Source organism: Nocardiopsis sp. iso_25 (assembly GCF_056173305.1).
Map to the genome: position 1 here is coordinate 1,127,418 of NZ_CM149667.1, position 17,375 is coordinate 1,144,792.

At 73.0% G+C, this 17,375-nt stretch carries 15 protein-coding genes and 1 tRNA gene; 12 read left to right on the forward strand and 4 right to left on the reverse strand.

Annotated features, from left to right (window positions below; translation table 11 throughout):
- The first annotated feature begins 7 nt into the window (after positions 1–7).
- Together AC0VX6_RS05095 and AC0VX6_RS05100 are read left to right on the forward strand one after the other, a co-directional pair.
- The gene (locus AC0VX6_RS05095; RefSeq protein ID WP_274976419.1) at positions 8–562 is read left to right on the forward strand and encodes an ATP-binding protein; all 555 of its coding nucleotides are present in this window, start codon (positions 8–10) and stop codon (positions 560–562) included.
- 274 nt (positions 563–836) lie between these two features.
- Positions 837–1,724, forward strand: coding sequence for a bile acid:sodium symporter family protein (locus tag AC0VX6_RS05100; protein ID WP_475467510.1), 888 nt, complete (start codon positions 837–839; stop codon positions 1,722–1,724).
- A 46-nt stretch (positions 1,725–1,770) separates the two neighbouring features.
- On the opposite strand, the gene AC0VX6_RS05105 is transcribed toward AC0VX6_RS05100, so the two are convergent.
- The 3 genes from AC0VX6_RS05105 to AC0VX6_RS05115 all read right to left on the reverse strand — a co-directional run bounded on the left by AC0VX6_RS05105 (position 1,771) and on the right by AC0VX6_RS05115 (position 4,294).
- Positions 1,771–2,415 (reverse strand): LuxR C-terminal-related transcriptional regulator, encoded by a 645-nt coding sequence (locus AC0VX6_RS05105; RefSeq protein WP_013151363.1) that lies wholly within the window; start codon positions 2,413–2,415, stop codon positions 1,771–1,773.
- The gene (locus tag AC0VX6_RS05110; RefSeq protein WP_274976421.1) at positions 2,403–3,620 is read right to left on the reverse strand and encodes a sensor histidine kinase; all 1,218 of its coding nucleotides are present in this window, start codon (positions 3,618–3,620) and stop codon (positions 2,403–2,405) included. The genes AC0VX6_RS05105 and AC0VX6_RS05110 overlap by 13 nt, the downstream gene beginning before the upstream one ends.
- Before the next feature lie 155 nt (positions 3,621–3,775).
- Positions 3,776–4,294 (reverse strand): LURP-one-related/scramblase family protein, encoded by a 519-nt coding sequence (locus AC0VX6_RS05115; RefSeq protein ID WP_274976422.1) that lies wholly within the window; start codon positions 4,292–4,294, stop codon positions 3,776–3,778.
- 229 nt (positions 4,295–4,523) lie between these two features.
- On the opposite strand from AC0VX6_RS05115, the gene AC0VX6_RS05120 reads away from it, so the two are divergent.
- Positions 4,524–5,225, forward strand: a complete 702-nt coding sequence (locus AC0VX6_RS05120; RefSeq protein ID WP_274976423.1) for an exonuclease domain-containing protein — start codon at positions 4,524–4,526, stop codon at positions 5,223–5,225.
- Between the two features lie 265 nt (positions 5,226–5,490).
- On the opposite strand, the gene AC0VX6_RS05125 is transcribed toward AC0VX6_RS05120, so the two are convergent.
- Positions 5,491–5,562 (reverse strand) — tRNA-Arg (locus tag AC0VX6_RS05125).
- 130 nt (positions 5,563–5,692) lie between these two features.
- Here AC0VX6_RS05125 and AC0VX6_RS05130 point away from each other — a divergent pair.
- The 9 genes from AC0VX6_RS05130 (at position 5,693) to rpmE (ending at position 17,308) form a co-directional block, all read left to right on the forward strand.
- Positions 5,693–6,079, forward strand: coding sequence for a response regulator (locus tag AC0VX6_RS05130; protein ID WP_274976424.1), 387 nt, complete (start codon positions 5,693–5,695; stop codon positions 6,077–6,079).
- On the forward strand, positions 6,076–7,161 hold the full coding sequence (locus tag AC0VX6_RS05135) for a DALR anticodon-binding domain-containing protein (RefSeq protein ID WP_475467512.1): 1,086 nt from the start codon (positions 6,076–6,078) through the stop codon (positions 7,159–7,161). Before AC0VX6_RS05130 ends, AC0VX6_RS05135 begins: the two co-directional genes overlap by 4 nt.
- A 114-nt stretch (positions 7,162–7,275) precedes the next feature.
- A complete protein-coding gene (lysA, locus tag AC0VX6_RS05140) occupies positions 7,276–8,661 on the forward strand; it encodes a diaminopimelate decarboxylase (protein WP_274976426.1) in 1,386 nt (461 codons plus the stop codon).
- 68 nt (positions 8,662–8,729) lie between these two features.
- Positions 8,730–10,016 (forward strand): homoserine dehydrogenase, encoded by a 1,287-nt coding sequence (locus tag AC0VX6_RS05145; protein ID WP_274976427.1) that lies wholly within the window; start codon positions 8,730–8,732, stop codon positions 10,014–10,016.
- Positions 10,017–10,260: 244 nt separating this feature from the next.
- Complete coding sequence (gene thrC / locus AC0VX6_RS05150; protein ID WP_274978055.1) at positions 10,261–11,319, forward strand: threonine synthase; 1,059 nt, start codon at positions 10,261–10,263, stop codon at positions 11,317–11,319.
- Positions 11,320–11,417: 98 nt separating this feature from the next.
- On the forward strand, positions 11,418–12,356 hold the full coding sequence (gene thrB, locus AC0VX6_RS05155; protein WP_274978056.1) for a homoserine kinase: 939 nt from the start codon (positions 11,418–11,420) through the stop codon (positions 12,354–12,356).
- Positions 12,357–12,796: 440 nt separating this feature from the next.
- Positions 12,797–14,788 (forward strand): transcription termination factor Rho, encoded by a 1,992-nt coding sequence (gene rho, locus AC0VX6_RS05160; protein ID WP_274976428.1) that lies wholly within the window; start codon positions 12,797–12,799, stop codon positions 14,786–14,788.
- A gap of 280 nt (positions 14,789–15,068) precedes the next feature.
- Positions 15,069–16,901, forward strand: a complete 1,833-nt coding sequence (locus tag AC0VX6_RS05165; RefSeq protein WP_475467514.1) for an L-lactate permease — start codon at positions 15,069–15,071, stop codon at positions 16,899–16,901.
- Between the two features lie 197 nt (positions 16,902–17,098).
- Positions 17,099–17,308: a 50S ribosomal protein L31 gene (gene rpmE, locus AC0VX6_RS05170; RefSeq protein ID WP_013151378.1), complete on the forward strand. Its 210-nt coding sequence runs from the start codon at positions 17,099–17,101 to the stop codon at positions 17,306–17,308.
- The last annotated feature ends 67 nt before the right edge of the window (positions 17,309–17,375 follow it).

Here is a 17,375-nt window from a genome sequence, read left to right on the forward strand (position 1 = left end):
TCCTCCCATGCCCACGCTCGTCTCCGTGCCGGCTCTGGCCAAGGCCGAGGACACCGTCCTCACGGGTGTGCCCGACGAGTACCGGCACTACTTCAGCGGACGGCCGCCGGTCCCCTTCACCAAACGCCACTGGGAGTTCCCCGGGGAGCCCGCCGGCGTGCCGCTGGCCCGCGCCTTCCTGGACACCTGCGCGGCCGCCCGGGACAGCGACTACCGGTACGTCTTCTCGCTGCTGGGCACCGAGCTGGCCACCAACGCCATCCGGCACAGCCGCTCCGGAGAGGAGGGCCAGACCTTCGTGCTGCGGGTGACCCGGGCGCCCAACGGGCTCACGCTGGTCTGCCGGGACAACGGCAGGCCCACGCGCTCCGAGCCGGGAGAGGACCGCCCGCTGAGCGCCGGACCGCTGGAGGGCGACCGGCTCACCGCGGAGAACGGCCGGGGCCTGGCCCTGGTCGACAGCTTCGCCACCGCCTGGGGCGACAACGGCCACCCCAGCATCCGCAAGGTGTGGTTCCACCTGGCCTACGACCTCACCGGCAGCTCCTGGCCCGCGGCCTGAGCCCTCCGGGGCGGGGGAGAGGGGCGGGGGAGAGCCGGACGGGGCGTGCGCTCTTGCCACCCGGGGGCGGGCGTGTCAGCATACTGGCCAGTAGCCGCATGTGGCGCGGATCACGGGACGGCGCGATCCCCGGTCCGCACGGGCCGCGGGCCCCGTGACACCGCACGCGGCGCCTCAGGCCGACGCCCTCACCTCCGCGGTCCGCGACGGCCGGCCACTCCCCCCGACCGCCCGATCGCGCCCCCCGCGCGGCCCGCCCCCGAGGTGTCCGCCCATGGATTCCACCATCGCCACGATCGCGCTCCCGGCGGCACTCGCCGTCATCATGCTCGGCCTCGGCCTGAGTCTGACCGTCGGGGACTTCGTCCGACTGACCAGGATGCCCGGCACGGTCGCGCTCGTCCTGGGCTGCCAGATCCTCGTCCTGCCCCTGGTCTGCCTCGCCCTCGTCCTGCTCTTCGACCCGCCGCCCGCCCTGGCGGTGGGCATGATGCTGCTCGCCGCCTCGCCCGGCGGCACCACCGCCAGCCTGTACAGCTACCTGTTCCGCGGCAACGTCGCGCTCAACATCTCCCTGACGGCGCTCAACTCCCTCACCGCCATGGTCACCCTGCCGCTGATCACCAACCTGGCCATCGCCCGCTTCATGGGCGACGGCGACACCCTCGGCCTCCAGGTCGGCAAGGTCCTCCAGGTGTTCGCGGTCATCCTGGTCCCCGTCGCGGTCGGCATGCTCGTCAGGGCGCGGGCGGACGCCTTCGCCCGGCGCATGGAGATGCCGGTCAAGATCGCCTCCGTCGCGGTGCTGTTCGGCGTCATCGCCTTCGCGCTCTACCAGGAACTCGACAACATCGGCGACTACATCGTGTCCGTGGGACTGATGGTGCTGCTGTTCAACATCGCCAGCCTCACCATCGGCTACTGGGCGCCGCGCGCCCTGGGCACCGGCCGCCCCGAGGCGATCGCCTCCTGCATGGAGATCGGCCTGCACAACACCACGCTGTCCCTGGCCATCGCGCTCAGCCCGGCCCTGCTCGGCAGCACCGAGATCGCCGTCCCGTCCGCGGTGTACGGCGTGCTGATGTTCTTCACCGCGGCCGCCACCGGCCTGCTGGTCACCCGCGGGGCAACCCGGGAGGAGGCCCCGGCGCCCGGCCGCTGACCCGCTCCCCGCCGGGTGCCGCCCCACAGGACCGGGCCGGGGCCGCTCACCTGCTGTCGAGGTAGGCGAGCACCGCGCGCACCCGGCGGTGCCCGCTGTCGGAGGGCGAGAGCCCCAGCTTCGCGAAGATGTTGCCGACGTGCTTGTGCACCGCGTTCTCGGTGACCACGATCCGCTCGGCGATCTCCCCGTTGTCGAGCCCCTCCGCCATCAGCGCCAGGACCTCGTTCTCGCGCCGGGTGAGCGACTCCAGGGGGTCGCGGACCCGGCGGGCCAGCAGCTGCTGCACCACCGCCGGGTCCATCACCGTGCCGCCCCCGGCCACCCGCCGCAGCGCGTCCACGAACTCGCTGACCCGGCCCACCCGGTCCTTGAGCAGGTAACCCACCCCGCCGCGGCCGTCGGCCAGCAGCTCCCCGGCGTAGTCCCTCTCCACGTACTGCGAGAGCACCAGCACCGGCAGCGCCTCGTGCCTGCGGCGGGCCCCGATCGCCGCGTGGATGCCCTCGTCGCGGAAGTTCGGCGGCAGCCGCACGTCCACGATGGCCAGGTCGGGCCGGTGGCGGTCCACGGCGTCGGCGAAGGCCGCCGCGTCCGCGGCCACCTCGGCCACCTCGAAGCCCCTGGTGGAGAGCAGCAGCTCCAGACCCGCCGACAGCAGCACGTTGTCCTCGGCGATCACGATCCGCACGGCATCTCCACGTCGATCACGGTCGGCCCGCCCGCCGGGCTGTCCACGCGTACCGTACCGTCCAGGGCGGCCACCCGGCGGCGCAGTCCCCGCACCCCGCTGCCGCGCTCCTCGTCCACCCCGCCCGAGCCGTCGTCGCGCACCGTCACCCGCAGCACGCCGCCCGCCCGCTCCAGGCGCACGGAGACCTCCCCGGCCCCGCTGTGCTTGACCGCGTTGGTGACCGACTCGGTGACCACGAAGTAGGCCGCGGTCTCCACCGCCACCGGGAGCTCACCCAGCTCGCCCACGTCCAGGCGGGTGGGGACGGTGGTGCGGGCGGCCAGCGCGGTCAGCGCCCCGGACAGGCCCCGGTCGGCCAGGATCGGCGGGTAGATGCCCTGGATCACCTCGCGCAGCTCGGCCATCGCCTCCTCGGCGCCCTCGTGGGCGTTGCGGAGCAGCGCGGCCACGGCCGGGTTCTCCACCGCCTCCCGCGCCACGCCCAGCTGCATCGCGATCGCCACCAGCCGCGCCTGGGTGCCGTCGTGCAGGTCGCGCTCGATCCGGCGCAGCTCCGCGCCGTGCGCGTCCACCACGTCGGCGCGCGTGCGGCTCAGCTCGTCCACCCGGGCCGCCAGCAGCTCCGCCTCGGTGGGGGCCAGCAGCGCGAGGGTCATGCGGGCGTGGGCCCGGGCCGCCGGGACGGCCGCGCCCAGGCCCAGCCCGCACCCGATCACCGCGTAGGCGACCCCGGTGACCAGCGCGGTGCCCCAGTCCAGCACGGGGAGCCACAGGAGCTGCAACGGCTCCTCTCGCGGGACCGCCCACCAGAACAGGTACTGCGGCGCGCTCAGCGGCATCGCGAGGGCCAGCAGCCCCACGAGCCCCAGTACGGTGCTGGTGGGCGCGAACGCGGGCAGCCACAGCAGGACGCGGCGGGTGGACGGACGCCCCCACAGCTCCCGGAAGCCGGACGCCTCACGCCCGCCCACGCGCGGGACCGGCACGCCCAGGAAGCGGGACGCCCACCGCTGGTGCCAGGAGGCCCACCGGCCCAGGAGCCCCACCCAGCGAGGGAGCAGCACGAACCCCAGCCCCCCGAGGGGGATGGTCAGCGCCACGGCCAGGGTCAGCGGCAGCATCGCCAGCGTCACCAGTCCCGAGCCCAGGACCACCAGCAGGTACGTGCTGGCCCTCAGCGCCCGCCTCCAGACCGCGCCCATGCCCGCCGTCCCTTCGTCTCGCCCGTCGACCACCGACAGTCTGGTCCATCGCGGACACCCCGGGCACTACAGCCAGCCACCCTCTCCGGCCTCGGCGGCGTGGCGGGCGACCCGGCCGAGGCGTTCGCGGTCTGGCACGAGGAGGTCGCCCCGGCTCAGTCCCCCGGCCCCTCCTCGTCGTCCTCGTCGCGGGTGAGGGAGTCCACGGCCACCGCCACGCTGATCACCAGCGCGGGGTCCCCGGCGATGTCGGCGCGGTGGGTGTTCACGTCCACCGCGTAGGTGTCCAGGACCCGGAACCACTTGCGGGACACGTGCGCGACGGTGCCGTGCTCGTCGCTGATCACGTACTCCTTGTCGAGGAAGTCCCCGGTGACCTCCCAGTCCGGCGCGCCCTCCACCTCCACCACGAGCTTGTCGCGCAGCGGGTTGACCAGGCGCTTGCGGACGGTGGCGGTGGTGCCGCCCTCCCGCTCGACCCTCATCTGGTCGCGCAGTCTGAACAGCTTCTTGCGGATGACGGCGAGGACGGTGCCGCCGGTGTCCTTGAGCTCGAAGGTCGTGCGCAGCCGCAGCGCCTTGCCGTCCACGAGGAAGACCTTCTCACCCGCCTCGTCGGTCACCCAGTAGTCGTCACCGATGTCGAAAACGCGTTCGCGTACCAGGAACTTCATGCTCCGAAGTTAGGGCACGCGCGCCCGCCGCACCAGAGGCCGCCCGCGCCTGTGGACAACGCCTCCCGGGCGGCGCCGCGCCGGGCGGGTACCGGCCCGCGGACCGCGCGGCGGGTCCCGCGCCGACACCGTCCGCGGGAGGGGCCGCGCCCGCGAAAGTCCGCCCGCTGCGGCACAACACGCGCCGGAGCGGGTACCTATGGGCACATCCCGACCCGGAAAGGTCCCCATGACCTGGCACACCCGGCCCATGGCCGCGTTCGACACCGAGTCCACCGGCCTGGACACCGGCAACGACCGGATCGTCACCGCCGCCCTGTGGCGCATCGACCCCGCGGCCCGCACCAAGGAGGTGACGACCTGGCTCATCGACCCCGGGATCGAGATCCCCCGGGAGGCCACCGACATCCACCACATCACCACCGAGCACGCCCGCGAGCACGGCCGTCCCGCCGCCGAGGCGGTGCCCGAGATCGGCGCCGCCCTGGAGAAGGCCGCCGTGGACGGGCTGCCGGTGGTGGTCTACAACGCCCCCTACGACCTGGGCCTGCTCTCCGCCGAGCTCCGGCGCCACGACGCCGGGGCGCGCTTCGACGGGATGCTGCGCGTCCTGGACCCGCTGGTGATCGACAAGCGCTTCGACACCTTCCGGCGCGGCTCGCGCAAGCTGGTCGACGTGTGCGCCCACCACGGCGTGCGCCTGGACGCCGACCAGGCGCACGGGGCCGCCGCGGACGCGCTCGCCGCCGCCCGGCTGGCCTGGAAGCTCGCCGCCGCCCACCCCGAACTGGCGGCCATGGACATCGACGACCTGCACGCCGCGCAGGCCGCCTGGAAGGCCGAACAGGCCACGAGCTTCCAGGAGTACCTGCGGCGCAGGGACCCCGAGGCGGTCGTGGACGGCTCCTGGCCGCTGCCCGGCCCGGCCTGACCGCCCGCCGCACCGCCGCGGCCGGACGGCCACCGGCGGCCCGGACCGCGGACGGCCCGGACACGAGGGGCGGGGCACCGGGAACTCCCGGTGACCCGCCCCTCATGGCGTCGCGCGTCCTGTCCGCCGTGCGCCCTGCCCGCCGCGATCCCGGGGTGAACCCGGCGGACGCGGTCCCAGGTGGCGGAAAACGAAGAACGCCGACCGCGGCGGTCGGCGTCGTTCCGGTCGGCCAGCCGGGAGACCCCGCTGGTCCGCTGTGATGTGCCCCCTGCAGGATTCGAACCTGCGCACCCGGCTCCGGAGGCCGATGCTCTATCCCCTGAGCTAAGGGGGCTGGCTTGCGTGAACAACTCTAGCAGGATCGCGCCGTCCTTCGTCCACCCGTCACCGCCGCGACCGGCCCGGCCCTGCGATGAACGCGTTCCGGTGGTGCCGTGTCGCCCGGCGGCGGTAGTGTCGCGCCCGTGAACGCCCTACCCACACGGGTTCTCGTCGTCGAGGACGACGACGTCATCCGCGAGCTCATCCGCCTCAACCTCGAACTGGAGGGGTTCGAGGTGTTCACCGCCGTGGACGGCCAGGACTGCCTCGACCGCGCCGCGCACATCGACCCGCACGTGGTCACCATGGACGTCATGATGCCCCGTGTGGACGGCTGGACGGCCGTCGAGCGCCTGCGCGCCGACGCCCGCACCCGCGACCGCCCCATCATCATGGTCACCGCGCGCACCCAGGAGACGGACCACCAGCGCGGCAGGCGCGTCGGTATGGACGCCTACCTCACCAAGCCCTTCGACCCCGACGTGCTCATCGACATCATCCGGAGCCTGGTCGACAGGGACCCGGAGTGACCCCCGGACAACTGGAGGCCGCCGTCCGCACGGCCGCCGCGCGGGCCCTGGACCTGGTCCCGGACGCGATCCCCTTCGTGTGGCCCCGCAACGACCACGCGGACGGGGGCGCCGACGCCGCCACCGCCCTGCCGCCCCGCCTGGCGGGCGGCTCCGGAGGCCGGGAGCCCGACCACCGGGGGGACCGCCGCGCCGAGGTCCGCGACCGCGTCGCCGCCGAACTCTCGGCCATGCGCGACGAGGGCCTGGTGGACTTCGACCGCGTCACCGGCGACGGCCGCGGCTTCCTCAACGTCACCTTCACCGGCCGCCAGCGCGACGCCCTGCTCGCCGCGGCGGCCGACGGGCCCCGCTTCCTCACCGGCCGGGACTGGGACGGCGAAGGGGAGTGGCCGGCCTCCGCCCTGCACGAGGCCGGGCCGGTCGCCCAGGCCCGCAGGCTCGCCCGCACCGACGCCCGCGCCCGCATCGCCCTGGCCGTCGGCCCCCGGACCCCTCCGCCCGCACCCGGCGGGGCCACCTGGCGCGACCCCTACCTCGACGGCGGGCACCGGGAACTGCTCACCCCCGCCGCGCGCGCCCTCGGCGCGGTCGGCGAGGACAGCGCGCGCGTCGCCTTCTGCCGCTCGGTGCCCGAACGCCCGCGCGGGACCGAGACCACCGGGCGCGACCTGCCGGTGCTGCCCTCCGCCGAGTACCCCGGGGCCTGGGCGCGCCTGACCGACGCCAACCCCGCCTTCCGGATGCGCTACGCCCACGCCCACGCGACCAGCCTCGTGCGCTGGACCGCCGAGGGCGCGCCGCACCCCGCGGCCGACCCCGACCGCACCGCCGCCGTGCGCGGCCTCATCTTCGACGGCCCCAGCGTCCTGGACACGGCCGCCCGCCGAGAGGAACCCCATATCCTGGTCCGATACCTGGAGGCGCTGACCAGTGCCTACGATGAGTGGCGGACGTGTTCCGCCGCGGTCCCCGAAGCCTCTGAGCGGACCGCCGCGGACCCGGCCCTGCCGGCGGCCGTCGCCGGGATCCTCGGCGCCGGACTCCTCCTGCTCGGGGTGTCAGCGCCCACAAGGCTGTAGACGCTCCGCGCCCCCCGGTGGGCCCCACCCGTCCCTGGTGTTCCGATCGGTTCGGTGGACAATGGGGGGTGCCGCCGACCCGCACAGCCGTACAGCCCCAGCCGAAAGCCGATCATGAGCCGCTACGCCCACCCCGCCGGTTCCCGCCACGCGGAGATCCTGCCGGAGGACAACCCGCCGCTGCCGCCCGAGGACCTCAACGCCCTCGACCCGCGCGTGTGGCCCGCCACCGCGCGCCGAGCGGACGGTGAACTCACCGTCGGCGGCGTCGGCGTGCGCGAACTCGCCGCCGCCCACGGCACGCCGCTCTTCGTCATGGACGAGGAGGACTTCCGGGGCCGCGCCCGCGACTACCGCACCGCCTTCTCCGACGCCGACGTCTACTACGCGGGCAAGGCCCTGCTGACGAAGGCCGTCGCGCGCTGGGTCAACGAGGAGGGGCTCAAGCTCGACGTGTGCTCGGGAGGCGAACTCACCGTCGCCCTGGCCGCCGGGGTCCCCGCCGAGCGCATCGGCATGCACGGCAACAACAAGTCCGCCGCCGAGCTGCGCCGCGCCGTCGAGGCCGGGGTGGGCCGCGTCATCATCGACTCCCTCGACGAGATCGGGCGCCTCGGCGCGATCGCCGCCGAACTCGGCGCGCGGCCCAAGGTCCTCATCCGCGTCACCACCGGCGTGGAGGCGCACACCCACGAGTTCGTCGCCACCGCCCACGACGACCAGAAGTTCGGCTTCGCGATGAGCACCGGCGCCGCCGCCGAGGCCGTCCGCCGCGTCCTGGCCGACCCGCACCTGGAACTCGTCGGCCTGCACTCGCACATCGGCTCGCAGATCTTCGACACCTCCGGCTTCGAGGTCGCCGCCCGCCGCGTGACCCGGTTCCTCACCGGGGTCCACGAGGAGCTGGGCGTCACCCTGGCCGAGCTCGACCTCGGCGGCGGCCTGGGCATCGCCTACACCTCCGGCGACGACCCCCTGGACCCCAAGACCATCGCGGGGAGCCTCACCTCCATCGTGCGCCGCGAGTGCGAGGAGGCCGGACTGCCGGTGCCCCGCATCGCGGTCGAGCCCGGCCGCGCCATCGCGGGCCCGGCGGGGATCACCGTCTACGAGGTCGGTACCGTCAAGGACGTCGAGGGCATCCGCACCTACGTCAGCGTCGACGGCGGCATGAGCGACAACATCCGCACCGCCCTGTACGGCTCGGAGTACACCAGCCAGCTCGTCTCCCGCGAGAGCGACGCCGAACCCATGCTGTCCCGCCTGGTCGGCAAGCACTGCGAGAGCGGCGACATCATCGTCCACGACCTCTACCTGCCCGCCGACCTGCGCCCGGGCGACCTGGTGGCCGTCGCAGCCACCGGGGCCTACTGCTACTCCATGGCGAGCAACTACAACCACCTGCCCCGGCCGGCCATGGTCGCGGTCCGCGGCGGGAGCTCCCGCGTCATCGTGCGCAGGGAGAACGAGGAGGACCTCCTCCGCCTCGACGTCGGCTGAACGGTCCCGACGGCGGCCGGGGCCGCCCCGAGACGAGGATTCACGAGAGAAGTGGGAGTCACGCCCAAATGGCGATGAAGGTGGCGCTGCTCGGATGCGGCGTGGTGGGCTCGGAAGTCGTCCGCCTGGTCAACGAGCAGTCCGAGGAACTGGCCGCGCGGGTGGGCACGCCCATCGAGATCGGGGGCATCGCGGTGCGCCGCCTGGGCCGCGACCGCGGTGTCGACCCGGCGCTGCTGACCACCGACGCCACGGCCCTGGCCACGCGTCCCGACATCGACCTCGTGGTGGAGGTCATCGGCGGCATCGAACCGGCCCGCTCGCTGATCCTCGCCGCGATCAAGGCGGGCAAGTCCGTGGTCACGGCCAACAAGGCCCTGCTCGCCGAGGACGGCCAGACCCTGCACGCCGCCGCCCGCGACGCCGGGGTGGACCTGTACTACGAGGCCTCCGTCGCGGGCGCGATCCCGCTGCTGCGGCCCCTGCGCGACTCGCTCGCGGGGGACAGGGTCAACCGCGTGCTGGGCATCGTCAACGGCACCACCAACTACATCCTCGACCGGATGGACTCCCTGGGCGCCGGGTTCACCGAGTCCCTGGAGCAGGCGCAGGCCCTCGGGTACGCCGAGGCCGACCCCACCGCTGACGTGGAGGGCTTCGACGCGGCGGCCAAGGCCGCCATCCTGGCCAGGCTGGCCTTCCACACCCAGCGGGTGACCGCCGCCGACGTGCACCGCGAGGGCATCACCGGGGTGTCCGCGGGCGACATCGCCAGCGCCCGCGCGATGGGCTGCGTGGTCAAACTCCTGGCCATCTGCCAGCGCTCGCAGGACGGCGAGTCGGTGGGCGTGCGCGTCCACCCGGTGATGCTCCCGGTCGAGCACCCCCTGGCCAGCGTCAAGGAGGCCTACAACGCGGTGTTCGTGGAGGCCGAGTCCGCGGGCCGCCTGATGTTCTACGGGGCCGGTGCGGGGGGCACCCCCACCGCCAGCGCGGTCCTGGGCGACCTGGTCGCGGTGGCGCGCAACCGCCTCGCCGACACCTCGGTGGCCGAGGGCGGGCACGACACCGGGCTGCCGGTGCACGACATGGGCCAGACCATCACCAGCTACCACGTGGCGCTGGACGTGGCGGACCGCCCCGGTGTGCTGTCCAAGGTCGCGGAGATCTTCGCCGACCACGGCGTGTCCATCAAGAACGTGCGCCAGGAGGGCAGCGGGGACGACGCCCAGCTGGTGCTGGTGAGCCACCCCGCCCCCGACGCCGCGCTCAGCGCCACGGTCGAGGACCTGCGCGTCCACGACATGGTGCGCGAGGTGGCCAGCGTTATGCGCGTGGAGACCTTCGCCGACTGAGGGGACCGCGCACCGCGGACGGCCGCGACCCCGGGCGGGCCGCACGGGACCCGTGCGGCCCGCCCCGCCGATCCCTATGTCCGTATCATGAGACACCCGACCGCGATTCGAGATAGTGCGGGCGGGGTCATAGACTCGTAGCTGGTGGGGACGACGGACGCGCCGCCGGGCCGTCCGGGAGCCCCGCCGCTTCCACCGCGCGTCAAGCGAAGCCGCATCCACCCGAAAGGGACAAGTCGTGAGCATGGCACGGGCGTGGCGAGGCATCGTCGAGGAGTACCGCGACCGCCTCCCCGTCAACGAGAGCACCCCCGTTGTCACCCTCCAGGAGGGCGGCACGCCCCTGCTGCCCGCCACGCGCGTGTCCGAGCTCACGGGCTGCGAGGTCTTCCTCAAGGTCGAGGGGCTCAACCCCACCGGGTCCTTCAAGGACCGCGGCATGACCATGGCCATCACCAAGGCCGCCGAGGACGGCGCCAAGGCCGTCATCTGCGCCTCCACCGGCAACACCAGCGCTAGCGCCGCCGCCTACGCCATCCGCGCGGGCATGACCTGCGCCGTGCTGGTGCCCCAGGGCAAGATCGCCATGGGCAAGCTGGCCCAAGCCCTCGTCCACGGCGCCCGCCTGCTCCAGGTCGACGGCAACTTCGACGACTGCCTCGAACTGGCCCGCAAGCTCAGCGTGGACTACCCGGTCGCCCTGGTGAACTCGGTCAACCCCTACCGCCTCCAGGGGCAGAAGACCGCCGCCTTCGAGATCGTCGACGCCCTCGGCGACGCCCCCGACGTTCACTGCATCCCCGTGGGCAACGCGGGCAACATCACCGCCTACTGGATGGGCTACACCGAGTACTCCAGGGACGGGGTCTCCACCCGCAACCCGCGCATGCTCGGCTTCCAGGCCAGCGGCTCCGCGCCCATCGTCAACGGCGCGCCCGTCACCAGCCCGAGCACCATCGCCACCGCCATCCGCATCGGCAACCCCGCCTCCTGGAAGCTGGCCGAGCAGGCCCGCGACGAGTCCGGCGGCCTCATCGACAAGGTCACCGACCGCCAGATCATGGCCGCCTACAAGCTCCTCGCCGCCGAGGAGGGCGTGTTCGTGGAGCTGGCCTCCGCCGCCAGCGTCGCCGGCCTGCTCCAGTCCGTCCAGGCGGGGCTGGTCGAGCCCGGCAGCCGCGTGGTGTGCACCGTGACCGGCAACGGCCTCAAGGACCCCGACTGGGCGCTGGCCGGAGCCTCCTCAGCCATCACCGTCCCGGTCGACGCCCTCGCCGCGGCCCAGGCCCTCGACCTGGCCTGACCCGCCCGCTCCGCCCCCGGTGCCCGGCCCCCGGCCGGGCCCGCGAGAGCGCGAGAACACCGAAGGAACCCACCGTGAGCCCATCACGTCCCACCCGGGTGTCCGTCCAGGCCCCCGCCACCAGCGCCAACCTGGGACCGGGCTTCGACGCCCTGGGCCTGGCACTGCGCCTGTACAACACGTTCGAGGCGTCCCTCCGAGAGGACGGCGAGCTGCGCGTGCGCGTCGAGGGGGAGGGCGCCGGTGAGGTCCCCCTCGACGAGCGCCACCTCGTGGTGCGCGCCATGCGCGAGACCTTCGAACGGGCCGGGGAACAACTGCCCGGGCTCGACCTGACCTGCGTCAACGGAGTCCCGCACGCGCGCGGTCTGGGCTCCTCCTCCTCGGCGATCGTCGGCGGCGTGGCCGCCGCCAGCGCCCTGCTGGGGCGCACCGGCCCCGACGGCGGACCGGACCGCGACGGCGTCTACCAGATCGCCGCGGACATCGAGGGCCACCCCGACAACGTGGCCCCCTGCGTCTACGGCGGCTACACGGTCGCCTACCGCGACGGCGACCGCTGGGGCGCGGTGTCCCTGGCCCCGGACCCCCGCGTCCTGCCGGTGCTGTGCGTGCCCGAGTGGCGGCTGTCCACCGAGCGGGCCCGCGGGCTGCTGCCCGAACGGGTGCCCCACGGCGACGCCGCGTTCAACGCCGGGCGCGCCGCGCTGATGACCGCGGCCGTTTGTGGCCATCCCGAGGCCCTGTACGCGGCCACGCGGGATCGGCTACACGAGTCCTACCGCGCCCCGGCCATGCCGGACACCCTCGACCTCATCCGTGACCTGCGGCAACACGAGAAACTGCCCGCGGTGGTCTCCGGGGCGGGGCCGACGGTCCTGGTCCTGTGCTCCACGGGTGCGGGGGAGGCGTCCGCGGATTCGCCGGAAATCGCGGACCAGGTTGATTCGATCCGCCGGAGGGCGGGTAAGAATTGGGACATACGCCCCCTGCTCGTGGAGCTGGCGGGGGTGCGGTCCCCATCTCCCCATCCGTAGCACCTGTGTCGAGGAATAGCCGTGGCCTGTGGTGGTGTTAGGCTAGGTGAAGCACCAGATGCCCCGTTGCGGGGCGAGTGCTCATCCGCCACAACGGCCTTCGCGTCCCATACTCCGGTGGTCCGGTCCCACGACCAACCGGAAGCGGCGGCCGACGTGTCGAGTCCGCGGTTCTCCCGCGACTGTCGCCAACGTCATCGCAGCCCGCTCCTCCTCGGATGAGCGTGTCTCCACGATGGACGGGCAACACCACCGAGCCATCCGCCCCGACGTCTGGCTGTACCCAGAGCCCGTCGCGATTGGGTACGGGACCGCCTTCACGCCGGTTTCCGAACATCCACGTGGGGCACGCCCTACCCGGCCCTGCCGGTTCGCACCACCGGGCCGGCCGCTCCAGCACCCGCTGACGGCCGACGCCCGCTCCTTGGGAAGGACCCTTAGTGAGCGACACCACCGAACTCCGAACGGACGCGGCGGTCGAAGACAAAGCCACCACCGGCGTTTCCGTGACGGAGGCTGGCGATGGCGCGCCGACAGCCACGCCCTCGCGGTCCCGCACGGCGTCGCGCGGCACCGGTCTCGCGGCCCTGAAGCTCCCCGAGCTCCAGAAGCTCGCGTCCAGCCTGGGTATCACCGGTACGGGGCGCATGCGCAAGAGCGACGTCATCGCCGCGATCGAGGCCAAGCAGGGCGGCCCGGTCGGCGGCCCCACGAAGGCCAAAACAGCAAAGAGCGCAGAGACGGCGTCCAAGGCCGGTAAGGTCGAGGCAACCGACGGCCGGGCCGAGGCTCCCGAGACGCCGGGCTCGGACGAGGCCCCGCGCAAGCGCGCGGACAAGCAGCCGTCGGACCAGGCCGTGACCGACCCCCAGGGCGGACGGGGCGACAAGCCCTCCCGCGGTCGTCGTTCGTCCCGCCGACGCGGTGACGAGCCCGGCGACCAGCCCCGGGCGGTGGACGGCGCCGAATCCTCTACCTCCGCGAGCAGCGTGACCAAGACATCCAGCACCCCCCAGAAGAACGGCCCCGACTCCGCCGAGGACCGTGACAACAGGTCCGGGCAGGGTCGCGAGCGCCAGCGCAACCGCCGCAACCGCAACCGCGGCGGTGACGACCAGAACGCGAACAGCAACGCCCAGCAGGGTGGTGGCGGCCAGAACCAGGGCCGCGGCTCCGGTGGTGGCGGTGGTGGCGACGACGACGACTTCGGCGGACGCCGCCGCGGGCGCCGCCGGGACCGCCGGGACCGCCGCGGACGCGGCGGGGGCCAGGAGCCGGAGCCGGTGATCGGCGAGGACGACGTCCTGCTGCCGGTCGCGGGCATCCTCGACATCCTGGACAACTACGCCTTCGTGCGCACCACCGGCTACCTCCCCGGCCAGAGCGACGTCTACGTCTCCCTGGCCCAGGTCCGCAAGCACGGCCTGCGCAAGGGCGACCACATCATCGGCGCGGTCCGCCAGCCCAAGGACGGCGAGCGCAGGGAGAAGTTCAACGCCCTGGTGCGCCTGGACTCGGTCAACGGCATGTCGCCCGACCAGGCCCGGGGCCGCCAGGAGTTCTCCAAGCTGGTCCCCCTGTACCCCCAGGAGCGCCTGCGCCTGGAGACCGAGCCGCAGATCCTCACCACGCGCATCATCGACCTGGTGGCGCCGATCGGCAAGGGCCAGCGCGGGCTGATCGTCTCCCCGCCCAAGGCGGGCAAGACGATGGTGGTGCAGGCGATCGCCAACGCCATCACCGAGAACAACCCCGAGTGCTACCTGATGGTGATCCTGGTCGACGAGCGGCCCGAGGAAGTCACCGACATGCAGCGCACGGTCAAGGGCGAGGTCATCCACTCGACCTTCGACCGGCCCGCCGAGGACCACACGGTCGTCGCCGACCTGGCCATCGAGCGGGCCAAGCGGCTCGTGGAGATGGGCATGGACGTCGTCGTCCTGCTGGACTCCATCACCCGCCTGGGCCGCGCCTACAACCTGGCCGCCCCGGCCAGCGGGCGCATCATGTCCGGCGGTGTGGACTCCACGGCGCTCTACCCGCCCAAGCGCTTCTTCGGCGCGGCCCGCAACATCGAGGGCGGCGGCTCGCTGACCATCCTGGCCACGGCGCTGGTCGAGACCGGCTCGCGCGCCGACGAGGTGATCTTCGAGGAGTTCAAGGGCACCGGCAACATGGAGCTCAAGCTCAACCGGAGCCTGGCCGACAAGCGGATCTTCCCGGCGGTGGACGTGGACGCGTCCAGCACCCGCAAGGAGGAGATCCTCATGTCGTCCGAGGAGCTCAACGTGGTCTGGAAGCTGCGCCGGGTGCTGCACGCGCTCGACACCCAGCAGGCCATCGAGCTGCTCCTGGACAAGATGAAGGAGTCCAAGAGCAACGCCGAGTTCCTGCTCCAGATCCAGAAGACCACCGTGGGCCCCGAGCGCTGACCCGCGACCCCCGGTCGAAGCAAGGCCCCTCTCCCGTTCCGGGAGGGGGGCTTCGTCGTGTCCGCGTGGAACAACGCGCCCGCCCCGGGCGGAGTCCCGCGCGGGCCCGCGCCCGACCGGTCGCTTCCGCCACCGCTCTCCTTTCGAATCGCGGAAGAACGAGCCCGTGAGGCGAAAAAGATCACTACTGTGTTGCGGATCACAGAAGGGTGTATCCCGCGGCAGGAAAACGATCTAGGGTCGCGCCGTCGAGTAGTCCCCGCACCAGGGAGCCGCCCGGATGGACAACCTCGCCCTACTCAGCCTCCTCGCGCTCGCCCCGATCGTCCTCGTCGGCGTCCTGCTCGTCGGGTTCCGCCTCCCGGCCATGTACGCGATGCCCGCCGGATACGTTGTCGTGGTCGCCGTCGCCGTCCTCTTCTGGCGGACCGACTGGGTCGCGATCGCGGCCTCCACCGTCCAGGGACTCATCCTCGCGATCGGTCTGCTCTACATCATCTTCGGCGCGCTCCTGCTGCTGTCCACCCTCACCAAGAGCGGCGCCGTCGCCACCATCCGCGCCACCTTCACCGACATCAGCCCCGACCGCCGCGTCCAGGCGATCATCATCGGCTGGCTGTTCGGCAGCTTCATCGAGGGCGCCTCCGGCTTCGGCACCCCCGCGGCCGTGGCCGCGCCGCTCCTGCTCGCCCTGGGCTTCCCCGCGATGGCCGCCGTCATGGTCGGCCTGGTCATCCAGAGCACGCCGGTCAGCTTCGGCGCGGTGGGCACACCCATCCTCGTCGGCGTCTCCGGAGGGCTGGAGGGCTCGTCCGCGGTCGCCGCGCGCGCCGCCGAACTCGGCCTGGACGTGCCCGGGTTCGTCAGCCTCATCGGGTTCCAGACCGTCCTGCTGCACGCCGTCGCCGGAGCCCTCGTCCCGCTCTTCATCTGCTGCATGCTCTGCGGCTTCTACGGCGGGAACCGGCGCTTCTCCGACGGCCTCGGGGTGTGGAGGTTCGCGCTGTTCGCGGCCTTCGCCATGACCGTCCCCTCGGTCCTGTACAACCACTTCCTCGGCGTGGAGTTCACCAGCCTCCTCGGCGGTCTCACCGGCCTGGTCATCGTCGTCCTGGCCGCGCGCAAGGGCTTCCTCATGCCCAAGCGGACCTGGGACTTCCCGCCCCGCGAGGACTGGCTGGCCCGCTGGAGCGGCACGCTCTCCCCGGGGGACGGCGAGACCGCTCCCGCCGACGGCAGGCGCGTCGGCTTCCTGGCCGCCTGGGCGCCCTACCTCATGGTCGCCGCGCTGCTGGTGGCCACCCGCACCGTCACGCCCCTGGAGAACTGGCTGACCGGCGTCACAGTCGGAGCCACCGACATCTTCGGCACCCCCGTCTCCCAGCTCGTCGAACCCCTCTACTCTCCCGGCGCGACCTTCATCCTCGTCTGCCTGCTCACCTACGGCCTGCACCGCATGACGCGCCGCCAGATCCTCGACTCCTGGCGGATGGCCGGATCGCAGCTGGCCGGGGCGGCCGTCGCCCTGCTCTTCGCCGTCCCGCTCGTCCGCGTCTTCATCAACACCGGAGGCGACTTCGGCGACACCGCCATGGAGAGCATGCCGCTCACCCTCGCCGCCGGAGCCGCCGAACTGGGCGGGACCACCTGGCCGCTCTACGCCCCCTGGATCGGCGCCCTGGGCGCCTTCGTCGCGGGCTCCAACACCGTGTCCAACCTGATGTTCTCCCTCTTCCAGTTCTCCACCGCCGAACGCATCGGCATTCCGCCCGAGACCGTCGTGGCCACCCAGGCCGTGGGCGGCGCCGCAGGCAACATGATCACCGTGCACAACGTGGTCGCCGCCTCCGCGGTGGTCGGCCTGGCCGGGCGCGAGGGCGACCTCATCCGCCAGAGCCTCCTGCCCATGACCTACTACGTGCTGCTGGCGGGATCGGTGAGCTACGTCTTCGTCTACGGGTTCGGTCCCAACGCCGGCACCGTCATGCTCCTCCTGGTCCTCGCCGCGCTCGCCTCCCTCGTCCTCCTCATGCGCAGGGCCGACGCGAACAGGCCCCCCTCCCGCACCGCCGGAACCGCCCCGGAGGCAGGCCGCCGGAAGGGGGAGGAATAGGTACTGGTCCCGGCAACGTTGTGGGTCTGGCAAACTGGTAGCGGGGAGTGGCCCGCCCCTGCTTCGGCGGGGCCCGCCGCCCCGTTACCCGGATCGCCGCGACACCGGTTCGCGCATGGCCCACGACGACCGACCCGCCCCCCGGCGGCCCGGCCAGTCATGCGTCCGGCGGTCGCGCCCCTGATGAGGAGACACACATGAAGGCCGACATCCACCCCGAGTACGTCGCTACCGAGGTGACCTGCACCTGCGGTGCCCACTTCACCACCCGCAGCACCGTCACCGAGGGCAAGATCCGCGCCGAGGTGTGCTCCGAGTGCCACCCGTTCTACACGGGCAAGCAGAAGATCCTGGACACCGGCGGCCGCGTCGCCCGCTTCGAGAAGCGCTTCGGCAAGCGCAAGTAGCGCCGCCCGCCGTCCCGCGGGGCCCTCATCCGGCTCCGCGGGACCAGGCTGACCCCCGAGGGGGAGA

Coding starts and splice junctions, on each gene's coding strand:
- thrC (WP_274978055.1), top strand. CDS start 10,261: ATGGCACGGGCGTGGCGAGGCATCGTCGAGGAGTACCGCGACCGCCTC.
- AC0VX6_RS05115 (WP_274976422.1), bottom strand. CDS start 4,294: ATGAAGTTCCTGGTACGCGAACGCGTTTTCGACATCGGTGACGACTAC.
- AC0VX6_RS05120 (WP_274976423.1), top strand. CDS start 4,524: ATGACCTGGCACACCCGGCCCATGGCCGCGTTCGACACCGAGTCCACC.
- lysA (WP_274976426.1), top strand. CDS start 7,276: ATGAGCCGCTACGCCCACCCCGCCGGTTCCCGCCACGCGGAGATCCTG.
- AC0VX6_RS05165 (WP_475467514.1), top strand. CDS start 15,069: ATGGACAACCTCGCCCTACTCAGCCTCCTCGCGCTCGCCCCGATCGTC.
- rpmE (WP_013151378.1), top strand. CDS start 17,099: ATGAAGGCCGACATCCACCCCGAGTACGTCGCTACCGAGGTGACCTGC.
- AC0VX6_RS05145 (WP_274976427.1), top strand. CDS start 8,730: ATGGCGATGAAGGTGGCGCTGCTCGGATGCGGCGTGGTGGGCTCGGAA.
- AC0VX6_RS05110 (WP_274976421.1), bottom strand. CDS start 3,620: ATGGGCGCGGTCTGGAGGCGGGCGCTGAGGGCCAGCACGTACCTGCTG.
- AC0VX6_RS05100 (WP_475467510.1), top strand. CDS start 837: ATGGATTCCACCATCGCCACGATCGCGCTCCCGGCGGCACTCGCCGTC.
- AC0VX6_RS05095 (WP_274976419.1), top strand. CDS start 8: ATGCCCACGCTCGTCTCCGTGCCGGCTCTGGCCAAGGCCGAGGACACC.